This window comes from Paenibacillus mesophilus (genome assembly GCF_005938385.1).
Lineage (GTDB): Bacteria > Bacillota > Bacilli > Paenibacillales > NBRC-103111 > Paenibacillus_AB > Paenibacillus_AB mesophilus.
In genome coordinates this window covers 20,085-37,403 of sequence record NZ_VCRA01000015.1, presented here as the reverse complement: position 1 = coordinate 37,403, position 17,319 = coordinate 20,085, and the positions used below count along the sequence as shown (strand labels likewise).

Genomic DNA, 17,319 nt, shown 5'->3' with positions numbered 1-17,319 from the left:
GTCAGCCGACCTCTTTGGTGAGGATGTCGAACGGCAGGCTCAAGTCTTCCTTCAGCTCTTCGGCGCATTCGAATTCGCTCTCGTTGTCGGCGTTGCAAATCCAGCGGACGGCAACGCGTTTGCCTTGCGAATAGGCGAAGTCGAACTTGTCCAGCAGCATCATGAGGCATTTCGTGCTGCTTGTATTCATGTAAGGCATCTGAAATTCGAGAATCGCCTCGTCGTCCGGCGACAATTGGGCCAAGTAACCGTCAACCCATTCGAGAATCGGTTCATAGAACTTGAACGCGTTCTCCGGATAGGATTGCCCTACCAGCGATAAAAGATTTGCCGCAGGGTCGAAATCGACGGTTGGGGAGCTTTTCGTTTCGGCAATAAAGTAACGTTGCATGTTGTTCACTCCTATAGGACCGCCTTTAAGGTGAAAAACGACAAATGTTCGTCCAGCTCCGTGATCGAATACTCGAGCGGATCCCGCGCTTTGCGGGCGATGTCGATCAGTCCGAGTCCGGCGCTGTCCGACCCGTCGGGCACCCCTTGACGAAGCTTATCTTTATACAATTGCTTGAGCGATGCTTTGTCCATCGTAATGAGCGGATCGATTCTGGCGGTCAGGCGTGCCAGATCGGCCTTGTCCACCACATTGCCGGAGCAGATGAAGTGGCCGTTGTCCGCCTTGCCGATCGTGACGATGCTCGATTGGGCGATCGTATCGTAGAACCGGCTCTCCTGCATGACGGAGCAATAGTTTTTGATATTCTGGGTTTGTTCGATAAAAATCGAGAAAATATGAAAAATTTCGTTTTGCGGCCGTTCTTCCGTTTCAAGATACGACTTGACGGCGGCGCCGTATTCCTCGATTAAGCCTTGGGACAATTTGCCGGCAAAGCTGATCAAAATCCCGTGATCGCGGAGCGTGTTCTGGACGGACCATAAATTAAGCAGCAAAGCATCGTTCCTCCCCTAGACAAGTTTATCCATCTTAGTGTTTCAGGTAAAGAAGCGCGGCGGAGTATCCTGTTCGTTATAAATTGACGGGTACGGTCCGATCGGCGTCCGATGGCGCCTCCGTACCATCGTAAGCCGGAACTGAGAAATGAAAACGGCTTCCTCTGCCCGGTTCGCTGTCCGCTCCGATTTGTCCTCCGTGCTGGTTGACGATTTCCTTGGATATCGCAAGTCCGAGTCCGGCTCCCGAAACGGCTCGGGACTCCGCGCTGCCGGCCCGATAAAACCGTTCGAATATGTACGGAAGGTCGTTACCGTTAATTCCTTCGCCCGTATCTTCCACCGTCAGCGTGAACCAGAACGGCGGATCGATCGTCTTCTCCGGCTTGAACAACGAATGAGCGTCGGGCGGACTTTTGGACAGCCGGCCCGATATCCGCACCGTTCCGCCTCGGGGCGTGAACTTCAACGCGTTATCGAGAAGGTTCGTGACGACTTGCTCCATCCGCACCGTATCGATGAACAGAATGGCGGTTTCGGGCTTCATGCCCAGGCTGTGCTCGACGGAAATAACGGGGTCGAGTAGAAGCGTCACTTGTTGCCGGTCCGCTTCCAGCTCATATTTACCGGGAATCGATACGAACCATTGGGGTACCGAAGTCCGTTTGAAATGTAGCGGTAGCTGGTTCGCTTTCAAAGTGGAAAGTTGGAACAGATCGGAGATCAGCTGGTTGATCGTCAGCAATTTCTGATAAATCATCGATAAGTACATGTCGTCGGGCTGGATGACGTTGTCCAGAAACGCCTTGATGTAGCCTTGCACGGAGGTAATGGGAGTTCGGAGTTCGTGAGAAATATCGGAGATCAATTGCCTGCGCAACTGCTCGAGGTTTTGCAGATCGGCATGGGCATTCTTCAGATCCTGCTCCTGCTCCTTCAAAGTCCGGCCTTGGATGTCGCTTATGCGGGACAACTTCATCGTCGTCTTCAGCAGCTTCTCGTAATGCTGGACCAACTGCTCGTACTGCCGCTGCTCCGGCGTCTTTCCGTTCGCCACATCCGTTTTGGCCGCTCTTAAAATACGCAATTCTTCCGTAAACACGTCTTGCTCGGAAGTCGTTCCGAATTCCACAAGCGTCCTCTCCCCGGCATCCAATTGTGATTCATTATAGCATAGCCTTAAGAAAAGTTTTAGAATTTTGGTGCATAAATGTTAATCTTCTTTTTGTATAATTCGTGTAAGGAAGCTAATTGAAGCATCATAGGTCCAGGAATTGGAACTGGACCAAGGTACGGGATGGATTACGGCGACGGTCTGTATCTTATATCGTTCCGCGGCGTTATGATATAGCCATAAGCTGCTGGATAGGGCGGGTGTTTGGCAATGAATGGGAAAATATTGTTGTTATCGGGGCCGTTCGGGGAAGGACATAAACAGGCGGCGCAAGCGCTGCTGGAAACGTGCAGGCTGGCTAAGCCCGATGCGGAGCCCGTCATCGTCGATTTCATGGAATGGACGCTGCCCCGGCTGCACGGGATCAGCAAAGCCGTCTTTCATCAAGGCGTGCAAAAATTTCCTTCCGTGTACGGCTACCTGTTCCGCCATACGCGGAAAGGCTCAACGCTGACCTCGCTGCCGGGGCGGCTGCGATGGTACGGATTGAAGCGGATCGTCAAGCTTCTGGACGAGGTGGACCCCACTGTTGTCGTCAGTACGTTTCCGCTGGCTGCGGCGGCCATGTCCGCTCTGAAAATGGCGGGACTTACGGATATCCCGACCGTGACGGTTATTACGGACCATACGGACCACAGCTACTGGGTTCATCCGGGCACGGACCTGTACGTCGTAGGCTCGGAGAAAGTACGCCGGGGATTGCTGGAATCGGGCGTTCCGGACAGCCGGATCGAAGTGACGGGTATCCCGGTGCGGCCTCCGTTTTGTTCGGGAGCGGCAGGGACCAAGCGAACGGCCCTTCGTGCAAAGCTCGGCCTGTCTGCGGACAAACCCGTCCTGCTGCTCATGGGAGGCGGCTACGGGATGATGCATGAAGGGATGATCCGTTTGATGACAAGCGCGGCCCGGACGGGCTCGATGCAAGTCGTCGTCGTATGCGGCCACAATAACAAGCTGCGCCTCAAGCTGGAAGAACGACTCCGGAACGAGTCGGCGGGCGGCGGGGTTCGGCTGACCGGCTTCGTGCGGAATATGGAGGAATATATGGGGGCGGCCGATCTGGTCGTTACGAAGCCCGGCGGCCTGACAACGTCGGAAGCGATTGCAATGCAGCTGCCGATGGTGCTGTACAAACCGCTTCCGGGCCAGGAGGAAGACAATGCCGAATTTCTGACCGGGGCGCAGGTAGCCGTCAGAGCTTCGGACGAAACGGAGCTGGAGAGAGTCGTCACCGCATTGATCGGCCGCCCCCAACGCTTGGCGGTTATGAGACGCAATATGGAGAGATTGCATATGGAGCGGTCTTCGTTCCGGGCGCTGGAAGCGATATTGGCGGCACGCCATTGCCCTGTTCCGCGCTGGGAAAGATCGGCCGTTCGGGTCGGCATATAATGTATGAAGGGCAATAGGCGAATGTACATGGCGGAACCGGAATGACCGCATATAGTATAAGGTATGTTCATACCGAATACCGTACAAGGAATGGAGCGGGTTCCATGCCGAAAATCTCTTGGAGCGTACTGGTGCTTGTTCTGTATATTTTACTCGTCATCGTACTCCTGTCGTTCGTATAAGCAAGCCGGTGGGATCCATCATAAGAAGCAGAAACAGCCGTCAGCATGTCGGAAGACATTGGCGGCTGTTTTCGTTGCTGGGGCGACGTTCGATTTAGAAGCCTTTGTATTGCGGTTCTTCGTTTTCCAATTGGGTGACGCGGGAGTTGATTTGATCTACGATTTGCTGCGTCGTTTGAGCGCATTGCTCGAATACGCTTTTCGCTTCCTCGTTTTGGGTGCTCAGTGCAAACGTTTCGAGGCTGGCTTGCGCGCTTTTCAGCGAGGCCAGACAAGTTTTGACTTGCGATGCTACTGTCATTTGCGTTCACCTCCTTTGCCAATACATACTATTCCCGTTTGCCGCGTTCTCATATCTGTAAAAAACTGTCATGAAAAGGTATCGTTGTGATTACGAATAATAAGCTTGACCAAAACCTTCGACAGAAAGAGCCGGTGTGAGCGATGCCGTTATGGACGATAAGGTCCGCCGCCGCAGACGGTCATTATGGACGGCGTGATCAAGGACGAGCCGCTTGCGACGGCCGGCTTCAGCCGCGGATGGTTAAGCACGGAGCTGGAGAAGATAGGTGTTACCCGGGAAAACGTCTAATGGCCCAAGTCGACGTCTATGGGCAGCTTACCGCCGATCTGTAGGAAGGCGCGAGCGGGACATTTGATCCGAGAGAAGGAGAGATACGAATGGCTGCGATGGCCGCAAAGCAAAAAAAGAAGCTCACCCCCGTACAGCAAGAGTACCAGTCGCTTGCGAAGAAGAAGGAGCCGCCGCGCCCGGTCGCCAAAAACTGCCTGCGCGCCTTCGTAAGCGGAGGGGCGATTTGTTTGATCGGCCAGCTGTTGACGGAGATGTTCATCCATTGGTTCGGCTTTACCGAGAAGACGGCGGGAAGCCCGACGGTAGCCGTGCTGATCTTCATTTCCGTCGTGCTGACGTGCTTCGGCGTGTACGATAAAATCGCCCAGTGGGCCGGAGCCGGAAGCGCTGTGCCCGTTACCGGCTTCGCCAATTCGATGTGCTCGGCCGCTATCGAACACCGCAGCGAAGGGCTCGTCCTCGGCACGGGAGGCAATATGTTCAAGCTCGCCGGATCGGTTATCGTCTTCGGGACAGTGGCCGCCTTCATCATCGGCATCATTCATATGCTGCTCGATTGGGGAGGGCAATGACATGCTCGTCGGACATCAAACTTGGAAGTTTCCGAATCCTCCCGTCATTATGTCGACCGCGACCGTAGTCGGTCCCGACGAAGGACAAGGACCGCTCGCGAACGATTTCGACATCGTCCATGGCGACATGATGCTTGGCCAAGACAGCTGGGAGAAGGCGGAACGGAAGCTGCTCGAGGAATCGACGAAGCTTGCGGTGGAGAACGCGGGGCTGACCAACGGCGATATTCAATGCTTCGTCGCCGGCGATTTGATGAATCAGATCATAAGCGCGACGTTCTCGGCCAGAACGTTGTCCATTCCTTACTTGGGCGTATTCGGGGCGTGCTCCACCTCGATGGAGAGCTTGGCGGTCGCTTCGCTGATTGTCAGCTCGGGTGCGGCCAAGCATGCGATCGCGGCGACGGCCAGCCATAACTGCACGGTCGAGAAGCAGTTCCGTTATCCGACCGAATACGGCTCGCAGAAGCCGCCGACGGCTCAATATACCGTTACCGGGGCCGGGGCGGCGGTATTGGGCCTTGAAGGTAAAGGACCTAGGGTGACTTCGGCGACGATCGGCCGCGTAGTCGACATGGGGATCAAAGATCCGTTCAACATGGGGGCGGCGATGGCGCCGGCGGCCGTGGATACGATCCAGGCACATTTGCGCGATTTGGATATCGAGCCGGGATACTACGATATGATCGTTACGGGTGATCTGGCTTCGGTCGGGTATTCGATCGCCTGCGAGCTGTTCGAGAAACATAAAGTGCCGATCAAGCAAACGAATTATTACGATTGCGGCCTTCTCGTCTATGATGTAGACCGCCAATCCGTGCAAGCCGGAGGCAGCGGGTGCGCCTGTTCGGCGGTCGTCACGTACGGCCATTTGCTGAAACGTCTTCGGGACGGGCATATGAACCGGCTGCTTGTCGTGGCGACCGGCGCGCTGCTGTCCCCGCTTTCTTTCCAGCAGGGGGAAAGCATTCCGTGCATCGCGCATGCGGTAGCAATCGAACGCGGAAGGAGCGACTGAGATGGATGTGATGCAGTTCGTATGGGCGTTCGTCATCGGCGGCGCGATCTGCGTGATCGGCCAACTGATGCTGGACGGACTCAAGCTGACCCCCGCACATACGATGAGTACGCTCGTTGTCCTCGGAGCTATCGTGGACGGGATTATGATCGGCAACAAAAGCTTGTACGACCGGTTCATCGAGTTTGCCGGGGCAGGCGCGACCGTGCCGATTACGAGCTTCGGCAATTCTCTCGTGCACGGTGCGCTGCAGGAGTACAAGCTTCACGGCTGGATCGGCATCATAACCGGCATATTCGAGGTTACGAGCGCAGGGATATCCGCAGCGATCATTTTCTCGTTTCTCGCCGCAACGTTTGTGAAGCCGAAGGGCTGAAAGTTTTCTTTGAACTCCCCGGAAAAGATGGTTCCCGAATCTTTTCCGGGGAGTTTTTTACATTTACGGTTCATTCATGGCATAACTTGAGTTTTGTCACCTGTTTGTACTCGTGATATAATGGCTACGTTCTTTTTTTCACGAGCAAATGGGTTGGGAGAATGAACCGGATGGGGAAATGGCTTGCAACAGCAGGAGGATATATCGGAAAACGGTATGCGGTAATCGTATTGTCGGGCTGGCTCGTGCTCTTTATGGAAGCTTTGAGCCGGAACCAAGCTTGGGGAGCTATGGAGTGGAGCTTGCTGCATCTGCCTGCTCTTTTATTGAACGGATCGTTTTTACTAGGGGCATGGCTCGTATTGACGGCTGTAACCGGAAAGCTGAGGCTGTCGTATTGGGTCGTATCGGGAATCGGGTTTACTCTGGCGCTCATAACCGGGGTAAAGTCCAAAATGCTGGGTATGCCGCTGCTGCCGTGGGATTTTGTTCTGACGGGCGAAGCGGGGGATATGGTGGAATATGTAAAAAATATCGTGACAGTGCAATTGATATTGGATTTGATCGTATTTGTCGCCGTAAGCTGGCTGCTGCTCCACAAGTATTCGGCAGGCGTCAAGACGATCCAGTGGAAGGAACGTGTCGGATTGACTGTTTTTGCGATCGCGCTAATCGGCGTCGTGTATACGGATAAGCCGATTCCGATCAAAGCCGCCTTCGGCATCAGTCCGATCAACTACGACCAGTCGGCGAACGTAGATGAGAACGGCTGGCTGCTTGCAACCGTCATGAATCTCGATTATATGGGCGTCACGAAGCTGGACGATTACAATGAGAGGACGATCGCCGACATCGTCGCCGCTAGTAGCGGACCGGCAGGCCGAGATAGCGAAGATACGGCCGCCGGCGTCAAGCCGAACGTAATCGTCGTCTTGAGCGAATCGCTGTGGGACCCGACGCAAATGAACGGTGTGTCATTTAACCGCGACCCGATGCCGTTCTTCCGCGAGCTTCAGCAGACGGCGGCGACGGGGACGCTGCTCACTCCCCAATACGGCGGAGGAACGGCCAACGTCGAGTTTGAAGTATTGACCGGCAATTCGATGCGTTTCCTGCCGCAGGGAACGATCCCGTACAACCAGCACATTACGCGCGGTGTCGATTCGCTTGCCAGCATTATGGCACGGCAAGGATATTATTCGACGGCGATCAGCCCGTTCCACCGCTGGTACTTCAACAGCGACAAGGTGTACAAAAACTTCGGTTTCGCCCAATATATTCCGCTCGAGTTTTTCGATCCGGTATACGAAGGAACTTATATCGCGGACAGCGAAGTCGCGAGAATGATCATAGAGCAGACGGGCAAAACAAGCGAGCGCGATTTTATTTTCGCGAACACGATGGAAAATCATTTTCATTACAATCCCGGCAAATTCAAGGACAACACGTTCAAAGTCGAAGGAGACATCCCGGCCGATACGAAAGGGATGCTCGAAACGTACGCATACGGCGCGGAGGACGCGGACAACATGCTCCGGACGCTGGTCGAGCATTACCGGGAATCCAGCGAGCCAACGCTCATCGCGTTTTTCGGCGACCATCTGCCTTATCTCGGCGACGACTATAAAGCGTACAAGGACGCGAAATGGATTACCGGCGACAACGATCCCGATTTCCCGGATAAAATGCATCGGACGCCGGTTGCCGTATGGACCAATTTTTTGCCGGAGCAAAAAGAAACGCTGAATATGAGCCCTTCGTTTCTGGGCTCTTACGTGCTGGACAAAGCGAACATTCCGGGAACGTACTACACCGATTTTTTGCGGGAGTTGGCCGCAGTGGCACCGGTCGTTCCGCCCCCGAAATTCGATTCGTACTTGAACGTCAAGGAGAGCGGGTTGAAGCGGTACGAGCTGCTTCAATACGACAGCTTGTTCGGGGAACGCCATGCGTACGGGGACCTGAAAGAAAAAATCATAAATCCGGATTATTTCCTCGGCACAGGCCCGATCGAAATCGCCGAAGTATCGCTCGCCGCAGGCAAGACGGGGGCGGATGCGGAAATCGCCGTAACCGGCCGTCACATTCCGGCGCTCGGGAAGCTGTATGCAAACGGCAAGGCGCTCGCAACGAGACGGGAGGCCGACGGCGCGTTGTCGGCCAAAGTTCCGGCCGAAGCGTTCAAATCGGGAAGCTGCGACATTCAAGTGAAGCTGTTCGATTCCAAAGGAATTATCGTAGGCCAATCCAATATAAGAAACGTGCAGGTCGTTCCGAAATAACGGAAGGGGACAGGCCTCCTCGCAGTGAGGGGTGCCGGTCCTCTTTTTTTGCTAGCAGGATCTTCCAATTTTCGATAGGAAAGTTCCGTAATGAATGAATTTGTACGGAGAAATTTTCGATCGGAACGGCGTGAAACCTTTTTGTCCTGCAAGCGTATACATAATATTGCCAAGCGGCGAACCTTTTGGCGAATTGTGCCGTTTCCTCTAGTGGAACAACGCATCTTTTGTAATCTATTTGTAATGGTTGAGGGGCTATACGGCTATTTTTAATTCTTGTAAAATAAAAATAAGGCCCCTGCAAAGGAAGTCCAGAAATTGAACGGAACTACGGATCATGGAGAGGAGCAGGACGAGATGGATGCACCATTTACGGAAGATTTATCCATTATCAAACAACTGAAGGCAAATTTGGAATCCTGCATTCTGGGTAAGGCCGCCGAAGTCGAATTGCTGTTGACCGCCGCGCTCGCCGGCGGACATGTTCTGCTCGAAGACGTGCCCGGAACCGGCAAGACGGTTCTGATCAAAGCGTTGGCCAAATCCGTCGAGGGGCAGTTCCGGCGTATCCAGTGCAATCCCGATTTGCTGCCTACCGACATAACCGGGGTAGCGATCTATCATCCGAAACAAGAGACGTTTTTATTCCGGCCCGGTCCGGTTATGACGAATATTTTGCTTGCGGACGAAATTAACCGCGCGACTACGAAAACCCAGTCCGCCCTGCTCGAAGCGATGGAAGAGCGCCATGTGACGGTAGACGGCGACCGCCATCCGCTGCCTTCGCCGTTTCTTCTGCTCGCGACCCAGAATCCGATCGATTTCGAGGGCACCTATGTCCTGCCGGAAGCACAGCTCGACCGGTTCATGATGAAGTTCAGCCTCGGCTATCCGGATCACGAGACGGAGAAGAAAATGCTGTTCACCCAAGCGAGCAGCCATCCGGTCGACCGGCTGGAGCCGGTAACCGACGTCGGGCGGGTGACGGAGATGCAGCAGCGGGTCAAGGATGTTCATGTCGACGACGCCGTCGCCGACTACGTCGTCACGATTACGCGGAAGACGCGCGAGCATTCCTCCGTCTTCCTGGGGGCGAGCCCGCGGGCGACCATCGCGCTGCTGCAGGCGGCGAAAGCTTTGGCCTACGTCCGCGAACGGGATTATGTCATCCCCGACGATATCAAGTATTTGTCGCCTTACGTGCTGGGCCACCGGATGATCTTGCATTCCGAAGCGAGAATCGACGGCTTGACGGTGGAAACGGTGCTCCAGTCCATCTTCGGGCAAGTGCGGGTGCCCGTCCGTCTCGAGAAATAAGGGGACGGAATGAAACGGGGTGAGCATACGATGGGTATAATAGCGAGATATTCGGCCCGCTTCTGGGGCATTGCGTCACTTTTCGCGTTCAGTTTCCTGTTTTTGTTGTTTCAAGGCGGCAAGCTTGCCTTCATGGTGTTCATTATCGTCGCGGTGCTTTGCCTGTACTTGGGCTTGAGCCGTTGGAGCGGCATATCCAAGACGCAGGGGGGTAGAACTCTGCTCAATGCCGAGCACGAAGCCGTCCTCGAAGCGGGGACGTCGCTTGCGGTGCAAATCCAGGTGCAAGTCCCCGGCTTCTGGCCGATTCCATACGTTTCCGTCAAGGATCGTCTCGTGCGCCGAGGGGGAGAAGAGCACGTATTTGAGACGTTTCTGATCCCAGATTGGAAGAGGCGCGGGGAAGTGTCTTACCGGACACCGCCTTTGCGGCGCGGGTTTTATCATTTCGGCGATACCGATTGCGCGACCGAGGATATTTTCGGCCTGTTCCGGCACAAAGGGCGTCTGGAGCTGCCCCACACGTTCGGCGTACTGCCGCAGAAAACGCATATCCGCGACTGGAAGCAGCTGCATCAGCTGTTCCGCGGCATGCACCATCATTCGGCGACGACGCGCTCCCATCGCGAAACGACGCAAATCAACGGCGTCCGGGAATATATTTACGGGGACCGGTTGTCGCGCATCCATTGGAACGCCACGGCGAAGACCGGTACTTGGAAGTCGAAAGAGTTCGAACGGGAATCGCTGCCGAAGACCGTTATTTTGCTCGACCGCAATATGCGCGCTTACCGAAGCAAGGAGCATTTCGAGCTGGCGGTTTCGATCGCGGCGTCGCTGATCGATTACGGGAGCAGCCGGGATTTGGCGCTCGGGCTATTGTCGGTGGGCAAAGATTCGAAATATTTCGAGCCGCGGCTGAGCGTGAGCCACCAGAAGGTTATCGTTAACCATCTGATCGATGTGGAGCCGGACGGTCAATATTCGTTGATGGATGTGCTGAGGGACCGGGCCAGATTGTTCATGCCGGGCGTCTTCTTTACGGTCGTGTCTCCCCAATACGGAGAGACGATGACGCAGTCGCTCGCCTGGATCGAGCAAAGGCAAATGAATCCTTGCCATATTTGGGTGTCGTGCGACATTCCGACTGCCGAACAGGAGCGCTGGAAGCGGCAAATGCAGGCGAACGGCACGATGGGATATGCCGTGTCCTCGCTTGATGAGCTGGCGCTCGCGTTGGGAGGGCGGAAATAGATGGAGCAGCGTTTATGGAAAAGGCTGCTGACGCAGGATTGGCACGAACGCCTGACGGCGATCTTGACCGGATTGTTCCTGCTGCAGTTTGTGGAATGGATTCAAAAGGAAGATTACGTATGGCTCCCGGAGACGGTTGCCATCGTGAAGCTGACGCTGCTCGTCGTATTCGTCGCCGAGCTGTTCCCCCGCTTGCACCCAGGATTACGTCGGCTGCTTCAGGCGATCGGTATTTTCTACGTGCTCGGCACGATGCTCGATTATGCGCCGGTTGGCCGCCCGTTTCATTCGATTCGCGATTTCGGCGCATTTACGGGAGATCTGGGATTACTGATCCGCGACAATTTCATGCAGTTCGTTCCGTTTGTCTGGTTTGCCTTGAGTGCATGGCTAATCGCGCTTTTCACCTTCTGGTGGATGAAAGCGAAATGGCGCATCATGGTTGCGCTCGTCTTGTCCGTCGCCGCCTTTGCCTTCCGCGATTCGTTCAGCTTCCTCGTCCTTTGGCTGCAAGTGGCTATTCTCATTTTCTGCGGACTGTTCTTATTGATTATCCGCCACTTCGCCGGCTTGAAGAAACGGAATCCGTCGGGCTGGGCACACCTTTCGGATTATCCGCTGAACATTTCGCTCCCGATCGTGTTTCTCGTCTCGCTCGTCGTTTTCCTCGGCACGCTCGCTCCGGACGTCCGGGCGCTCGTGACCGATCCGTATACGCTATGGAAAAACTTCCGCGGCGAGCAAATTACGTTTTTCAACAAAGGATTCGGCACGACCTCCGTTCTCGGCGGCGATTCATCGTCCGGCTACAGCCGCAATGATTCTACGCTTGGCGGCGAATTCTCGTTCGACTATACGCCGGTTATGTCCATCTCCACCTCGCATCGCAGCTATTGGCGCGGGGAGACGCGGTCTTTGTATACGGGAAAAGGCTGGATTACGAGCGACGTGGAGCGGAGAACCCCGCTCGTTCCCGTTACGGCGGATACGTCGCTGCCGCAAGACCCGAGACTCGCCCCTACTTTGGCCAAGACGGTCGAAGTGACGCAGACGATCTCCGTGCTGGGCCAAACGGAGCAGGATTATCCGGTATTGTTCGGCGCATATGCGATCGACAAGGTCGTCGCCACGGGCGGCGCGAACGTCAACATGTCCGCACTGCAATGGGCTTCCCGGCTTGGTGAATTGCGCTGGATGCCGAGCGGACGAGTGCCGTATCCGCAAATGTACATGATTACCTCGAAGGTGCCGATCGTGGACGAAACGGAGCTTCGCAAAGTGCCTGCGGAGCTGCCGACTAGAGTGGGACTGGAAGAAAATTTGTTCCTGCCGGAAACACTGCCGAACCGGGTGAGGGAATTGGCCCAGCAGGTGACCGCATCGGGTACGAATATGTATGACAAAGTCAAGCTGCTTGAACGTTATTTGAACTCGACTTATCCTTATACGAATACGCCTGATTTGAGCAAAGGAAGAAGCCGCGATTTCGTCGACCGGTTCCTATTCGAAATCAAGGAAGGCTATTGCGATTACTATTCGACGGCAATGGCCGTCATGGCCCGCTCGCTCGGCATTCCGGCCCGCTGGGTCAAAGGCTATACTCCGGGCGCGAGCGCGATGGCGGAAGATATGCTCAATTTCCCCGAAGAGCTTATCGATCCGGACGGTGCTGGAGAGTATACGGTCCGCAACTCGGACGCGCATTCCTGGGTTGAAATTTATTTCCCGGGCTATGGATGGATCCCGTTCGAGCCTACCGCCGGTTTCGCGCTTCCGGTATTCGCTCCCGAGGAGGAAATCTCGACCGAGCTTCTTCCGGCAACGTCCGACGAAACTGCCTCGTCGCTGTCCGGCGACAGTGTCATGCCGCGTGCTATCGGTTGGGGCGCTGGCGTCATCGCTGCGGCGATTTTGATCGCCTTTCTGTGGGCGAACCGCCACATGTTGTGGAAGCTTCGCCGGTTCGCTCCGATAGGACGGCAACTGGATGCGAACCAGAAGGCGATACTCGAATTCGAGCGTTTGATCCGATTTGCGAGACGGAAAGGATATTCCCGATCGGAGCATGAAACGGCCAGGGAGATGGCGAACCGCTGGATCGGCAAAGACAAATGGCTGCAAAAAGATTTGGATTCGCTGCTGTTCGTGTTCGAGAAAGCGAAGTACAGCGGCTCCCGCATTACCGAGGAGGAGCTTTCCTCATTCTCTCGGACGGTCAGCAAGCTGCGGGAAGAAATGTAGGGAAAGAGGACAGCCGCGACTGATGAGGTCGCGGCTGTTTGCGTGGCAGGAGAGGCAAAGGCGAAGGGCGGGCAAGCCTCGAAGGGAAGAAGCGGAGGAGGGCAGGGGGAAAGGGATACGCGCCACTTCCGTTAAAGTCGAGTTGTCATTTTGAAATTGGAATAGGGTAACAACTCGACTTTAAAGTCAGCCGCTTCGCTATCTGCGTATTCCCTTTCCCCCTTTGGCGTTTCATGTATCCCTTCTTGGTTTGCCCTTGCCGCCGATGAGGGTCACCCAAACAGCCGCGACTGATGGGGTCGCGGCTGTTTGCGTGGCAGGAGAGGCAAAGGCGAAGGGCGGGCAAGCCTCGAAGGGATGAAGCGGATGGGGGCAGGGGGAAAGGGATACGCGCCACCTCCGTTAAAGTCGAGTTGTCTTTTTGGAATTCGAATGGGTAACAACTCGACTTTAAAGTCAGCCGCTTCGCTTTCTGCGTATTCCCTTTCCCCCTTTGGCGTTTCAAATATTCCTTCTTGGCTTGCCCTTGCCGCCGATGAGGGTCACGCAAACAGCCGCGACTGATGAGGTCGCGGCTGTTTGCGTGGCAGGGAGGCAACGGCGCAAGAGCACAAGGGCGGGCAAGCCTCGAAGGGATGAAGCGGATGGGGGCAGGGGGAAAGGGATACGCGCCACTTCCGTTAAAGTCGAGTTGTCTTTTTGAAATTGGAATAGGGTAACAACTCGACTTTAAAGTCAGCCGATTCGCTTTCTGCGTATTCCCTTTCCCCCTTTAGCGTTTCAAGTATCCCTTCTTGGCTTGCCGCCTTCTTTCCATTGCGCGGGAAATAATGGCTCCGTCTTGGCCCACAATAACTGCTTTATCCTTTTCCCCCCATCAAGCCGATATCTCAGTCTAATATGGTTGCGATCTTCATTTCCCTGCCGAAACTCCGCTTCTTTCGCTCTAACTTTATACACCGTCCATGAAGGAGAGACTAATGCGGGGTTGAATGAGCTGATTCATTTGCGCCTTTAAAACGTCCTTGAAATGATGATTAATATGAAGAACTCCACCGATGCCTTAAAACAGCAATTTAACATAGAAATCGATCTTGCGATATACGGAGGCTTGCCGGAGAAAGGTCGCGGTTACCTTCAGCATTACAAGACAATTGCGGGTTAATCCCGTCCCGTTTCTCATAGATTTGCTGATTACCTCATGAAGCAAGGACGACGCTCACTCGTGCTTCGGCCGGTATTGCATAGGGGATACGCCGGTCCAGCGGCGGAACTGACGGGAAAAGTGGCTGACCGAATGAAAGCCGAGCTCCATCGCGATCGCCTCGATCGAACGATTGGTCGTCACGAGCAGCCGTTTCGCCCGGTTGACGACCAGTTCGCTGACGTATTGGCGCGGCGGGATGCCGTACACTTTTGTAAATAATTTCGTAAATTGGCTTCGGCTCAGATGCAGATCATGGGCGATCCGGGCGATAGACTCGTCGGTATCGGCCGCAGCCATGCACCGCAACCGCTCCTCGATCGCATGCGCCGTATCCGTCTCCAACAAGGATGCGACGGAAAGGCGAGGCTTACGGGATTCGGGCGCGGACCGGGTGCGGTGCTCCGCCAGTGCCGTGACGATAAGCAGGATCGCGGCCTGCAGCTCCAGCTTATGCAGCGGATCGATCGCCAAAGCGGCGGGATTCGTAGACATGCCCTTCGCATCGTTCGCCAGTTTTGCGGCCATCAGGCGCTCCACGCGCCGGACGATTTCCGGCAATCCGGCCGCTGCGGCATCGGCGCGCGCAAGAACGCGATAATTGGCGACGGTGAGCCGCTTGCGCAAGGAAGGATCGTCCACGTCAAAGTGAATGTTGAAAAAAGCATAAGGCGCATCGGAACGGTTTTCCGTCCGGTGGCGCACCCCGGATTTGATCAGCATCCAGTCTCCGGAGCGCAGCGTCCGTTCGTTCGTACCCAAAAGCTGCACCGCTTCGCCGCTGAAGCAGTACAAAATCTCAAACAAATGATGATGATGCATCGGATACGACCAGCCCGGCGGCTTGACGCCGAACGCGCAGCCGCTAATCTGCAAGGTGCTGGTCATATTCGGAAAGGTAACCTCGATATCCATCCGCACCCTCCGTCCTATTCGGGAAGTTCGATAGCCGCCCCGACACCTTTTTTCCAACGTACTTAAAGCAGCTTTTTCTTATTTTACCATAAACGCCTCCCGCATCAATTGGCACATATGGTCAAAAAGACGGACGGTAAATGCATGGCCCAGGTCGGGGTTCCGGCTTATGATTAAAGCGTCATAAGCGATTTTTCCATTGCAAGCGGTTGCTGGACATTAAGCCAAAGAAGGGAGGTGATGCCGCATGTTGGGCGGAACGTACGTTCGTTTATGTGCTTGTTTTGGTAGAACATAAGGTTGGCCCGGTAACAGGTACGATTGTTTCATCCATTTTAGGGAGGTTATTTTCCATGAAAAAAAGGGGTACGGCTGCACTGCTCGGCTTGACGATGATCGCGCTCACCGCATGCGGAGGGGGCGGTAAAACGGATGGGGCGCAAACTATCGCGGATGGAGGAAAAACGCCGGAAGTAAAAAAAGACCCGATTACGCTGTCCGTATTCGGGCTCGGGGTGAAGGAGGAAGAGTTCAACGACCGGTTTAAGGGTGTACTGGAGAAGAAGTTCCCGTACATTACGTTCAAGTACGTTGCGCCGGATAAAGGCAATTCGCTGCCGGAGCTAGTCGCGCGGGGAGAAATACCCGACCTGATCCGGACCGATGTGCCGAATTTGAAAAACAACTATTTGGACTTGAAGTTGGGCACCGATCTGAACGAATTGGTCAAAAAGTATAAATACGATCTGACCCGGTTCAACGCGCCGTTCATTCAGGAGATGATCGACGCCGGCCAGACCGGCGCGCTGTACGGGCTGCCGTATCCGCCATACTTTCCGCTTGTGCTGACGTACAACAAGAGCGTGTTCGACAAGTTCGGCGTCCCTTATCCGAAAGACGGCATGAACTGGGACGACGCATACGAGATCGCCAAGAAGATGAGCCGAACGGAAGGCACGAACGTGTACCGGGGATTCAGCGGCAATATTATGGCGATGCTGCGCGACAATACGTACGGATACCCGATCCTCGATCCGAACGCCGATCAGCTTTACGACATGGAGAAGTGGAAGCCGTTGTTCAACAACCTCAAGCGGTTCTACGATTTGCCGAACAACCAGATCGCGGCCACCCGCCCGGCGGAAATCAACGACGCCTTCAACAAAGGCAATGTCGCCATGCAGGCGAATCAATACAGCCAATATGCGCCGATTCCGAAAGAGATCGAGTGGGATATCGTGACGTATCCGACGCTGAAAGACGTGCCGAAGAAAATGGCATGGAGAGGCCCCGCCTACTGGTCGATCTCTGCGACGAGCAAGTATAAGGACGATGCGTTCCAAGTCATAATGGCGATGGTATCGGACGAAGTGCAGCTGGCCGATTCGAAGAAAGGCATGCTTCCGGTCGTTACGAACAAGAGCATTCAGGATGCGTATGGACAAGACCGGCCGGATTTGAGCAGCAAAAACATGAAGGCGCTATTTTACTACCAGGAATGGGCTCCGTATTCGCCGAAGCGGAAGGCCGGTCTTGCCAACGTGGCAACGGCCGACCAGCAGAACTTGATGGCGCAAACATTCCACGATGTCGCCTCGAACAAGGTCGATGTCAACACGGGACTTCGGCAGCTCGATGAGAAGCTGAAGGCGGAGCTTGCGAAGGAGAAGAGCAAGTAAAGGGGAAGGCCACGCTCCGACATCACAACGAAAGCGGGGAGGGAAACTGGGACTGGGTTTGCCGGATCGCGATGCGCACCGGTTCGGGCGAGGTCCGAGAGACTTGCCACTTGTTGTGGCAGTCCTGACAATGGTACTCCAAGGTTCAGCTCCGGGACGAGCCGGTCGAT

16 protein-coding genes are annotated in these 17,319 nt (G+C 54.9%); 10 read left to right on the top strand and 6 right to left on the bottom strand.

Annotated elements, in window-relative coordinates; translation table 11 throughout:
• Position 1 precedes the first annotated feature (1 nt).
• The 3 genes from FE783_RS23865 to FE783_RS23855 all read right to left on the bottom strand — a co-directional run bounded on the left by FE783_RS23865 (position 2) and on the right by FE783_RS23855 (position 2,080).
• Positions 2-391: a DUF1987 domain-containing protein gene (locus FE783_RS23865; RefSeq protein ID WP_138881905.1), complete on the bottom strand. Its 390-nt coding sequence runs from the start codon at positions 389-391 to the stop codon at positions 2-4.
• Positions 392-402: 11 nt separating this feature from the next.
• Positions 403-948, bottom strand: a complete 546-nt coding sequence (locus FE783_RS23860; protein ID WP_138881904.1) for a SiaB family protein kinase — start codon at positions 946-948, stop codon at positions 403-405.
• A 76-nt stretch (positions 949-1,024) separates the two neighbouring features.
• A complete protein-coding gene (locus FE783_RS23855; protein ID WP_138881903.1) occupies positions 1,025-2,080 on the bottom strand; it encodes a sensor histidine kinase in 1,056 nt (351 codons plus the stop codon).
• Positions 2,081-2,332: 252 nt separating this feature from the next.
• Here FE783_RS23855 and FE783_RS23850 point away from each other — a divergent pair, with 252 nt between their 5' ends.
• On the top strand, positions 2,333-3,514 hold the full coding sequence (locus FE783_RS23850; RefSeq protein ID WP_138881902.1) for an MGDG synthase family glycosyltransferase: 1,182 nt from the start codon (positions 2,333-2,335) through the stop codon (positions 3,512-3,514).
• A gap of 276 nt (positions 3,515-3,790) precedes the next feature.
• Here the strand turns inward: FE783_RS23850 and FE783_RS23840 are convergent, their stop codons facing one another.
• Positions 3,791-3,997 (bottom strand): DUF1657 domain-containing protein, encoded by a 207-nt coding sequence (locus FE783_RS23840; protein ID WP_138881900.1) that lies wholly within the window; start codon positions 3,995-3,997, stop codon positions 3,791-3,793.
• A 186-nt stretch (positions 3,998-4,183) separates the two neighbouring features.
• Between FE783_RS23840 and FE783_RS38860 the strand changes: the two genes are divergently transcribed.
• The 8 genes from FE783_RS38860 (at position 4,184) to FE783_RS23800 (ending at position 13,351) form a co-directional block, all read left to right on the top strand.
• Complete coding sequence (locus FE783_RS38860) at positions 4,184-4,288, top strand: DUF421 domain-containing protein (protein WP_420799766.1); 105 nt, start codon at positions 4,184-4,186, stop codon at positions 4,286-4,288.
• Positions 4,289-4,386: 98 nt separating this feature from the next.
• On the top strand, positions 4,387-4,863 hold the full coding sequence (spoVAC, locus tag FE783_RS23830) for a stage V sporulation protein AC (protein ID WP_138882008.1): 477 nt from the start codon (positions 4,387-4,389) through the stop codon (positions 4,861-4,863).
• A 1-nt stretch (position 4,864) separates the two neighbouring features.
• Complete coding sequence (spoVAD, locus tag FE783_RS23825; protein WP_138881899.1) at positions 4,865-5,881, top strand: stage V sporulation protein AD; 1,017 nt, start codon at positions 4,865-4,867, stop codon at positions 5,879-5,881.
• A gap of 10 nt (positions 5,882-5,891) precedes the next feature.
• Positions 5,892-6,257 carry a stage V sporulation protein AE gene (spoVAE, locus tag FE783_RS23820; RefSeq protein WP_138882007.1) on the top strand — a complete coding sequence of 122 codons (366 nt, stop codon included), beginning with the start codon at positions 5,892-5,894 and terminating at the stop codon, positions 6,255-6,257.
• Between the two features lie 170 nt (positions 6,258-6,427).
• Complete coding sequence (locus FE783_RS23815; protein WP_138881898.1) at positions 6,428-8,539, top strand: LTA synthase family protein; 2,112 nt, start codon at positions 6,428-6,430, stop codon at positions 8,537-8,539.
• A gap of 357 nt (positions 8,540-8,896) precedes the next feature.
• Complete coding sequence (locus FE783_RS23810; RefSeq protein WP_138882006.1) at positions 8,897-9,856, top strand: AAA family ATPase; 960 nt, start codon at positions 8,897-8,899, stop codon at positions 9,854-9,856.
• A gap of 9 nt (positions 9,857-9,865) precedes the next feature.
• Positions 9,866-11,110: a DUF58 domain-containing protein gene (locus tag FE783_RS23805; protein WP_138881897.1), complete on the top strand. Its 1,245-nt coding sequence runs from the start codon at positions 9,866-9,868 to the stop codon at positions 11,108-11,110.
• Positions 11,111-13,351 carry a transglutaminase TgpA family protein gene (locus FE783_RS23800; RefSeq protein ID WP_138881896.1) on the top strand — a complete coding sequence of 747 codons (2,241 nt, stop codon included), beginning with the start codon at positions 11,111-11,113 and terminating at the stop codon, positions 13,349-13,351. It abuts the gene before it with no gap.
• 780 nt (positions 13,352-14,131) lie between these two features.
• Here the strand turns inward: FE783_RS23800 and FE783_RS23795 are convergent.
• Positions 14,132-14,311 (bottom strand): pyridoxine 5'-phosphate oxidase C-terminal domain-containing protein, encoded by a 180-nt coding sequence (locus FE783_RS23795; RefSeq protein WP_238403231.1) that lies wholly within the window; start codon positions 14,309-14,311, stop codon positions 14,132-14,134.
• A gap of 259 nt (positions 14,312-14,570) precedes the next feature.
• Entirely contained in the window at positions 14,571-15,470 is a 900-nt protein-coding gene (locus FE783_RS23785; protein WP_138881895.1) for an AraC family transcriptional regulator, read from the bottom strand.
• A 353-nt stretch (positions 15,471-15,823) separates the two neighbouring features.
• Here FE783_RS23785 and FE783_RS23780 point away from each other — a divergent pair, with 353 nt between their 5' ends.
• Positions 15,824-17,149, top strand: coding sequence for an ABC transporter substrate-binding protein (locus tag FE783_RS23780; protein WP_138881894.1), 1,326 nt, complete (start codon positions 15,824-15,826; stop codon positions 17,147-17,149).
• Positions 17,150-17,319 lie beyond the last annotated feature (170 nt).

Coding starts and splice junctions, on each gene's coding strand:
- FE783_RS23865 (WP_138881905.1), bottom strand. CDS start 391: ATGCAACGTTACTTTATTGCCGAAACGAAAAGCTCCCCAACCGTCGAT.
- FE783_RS23850 (WP_138881902.1), top strand. CDS start 2,333: ATGAATGGGAAAATATTGTTGTTATCGGGGCCGTTCGGGGAAGGACAT.
- FE783_RS23840 (WP_138881900.1), bottom strand. CDS start 3,997: ATGACAGTAGCATCGCAAGTCAAAACTTGTCTGGCCTCGCTGAAAAGC.
- FE783_RS38860 (WP_420799766.1), top strand. CDS start 4,184: ATGGACGGCGTGATCAAGGACGAGCCGCTTGCGACGGCCGGCTTCAGC.
- spoVAC (WP_138882008.1), top strand. CDS start 4,387: ATGGCCGCAAAGCAAAAAAAGAAGCTCACCCCCGTACAGCAAGAGTAC.
- spoVAD (WP_138881899.1), top strand. CDS start 4,865: ATGCTCGTCGGACATCAAACTTGGAAGTTTCCGAATCCTCCCGTCATT.
- spoVAE (WP_138882007.1), top strand. CDS start 5,892: ATGCAGTTCGTATGGGCGTTCGTCATCGGCGGCGCGATCTGCGTGATC.
- FE783_RS23815 (WP_138881898.1), top strand. CDS start 6,428: ATGGGGAAATGGCTTGCAACAGCAGGAGGATATATCGGAAAACGGTAT.
- FE783_RS23810 (WP_138882006.1), top strand. CDS start 8,897: ATGGATGCACCATTTACGGAAGATTTATCCATTATCAAACAACTGAAG.
- FE783_RS23805 (WP_138881897.1), top strand. CDS start 9,866: ATGAAACGGGGTGAGCATACGATGGGTATAATAGCGAGATATTCGGCC.
- FE783_RS23800 (WP_138881896.1), top strand. CDS start 11,111: ATGGAGCAGCGTTTATGGAAAAGGCTGCTGACGCAGGATTGGCACGAA.
- FE783_RS23785 (WP_138881895.1), bottom strand. CDS start 15,470: ATGGATATCGAGGTTACCTTTCCGAATATGACCAGCACCTTGCAGATT.
- FE783_RS23780 (WP_138881894.1), top strand. CDS start 15,824: ATGAAAAAAAGGGGTACGGCTGCACTGCTCGGCTTGACGATGATCGCG.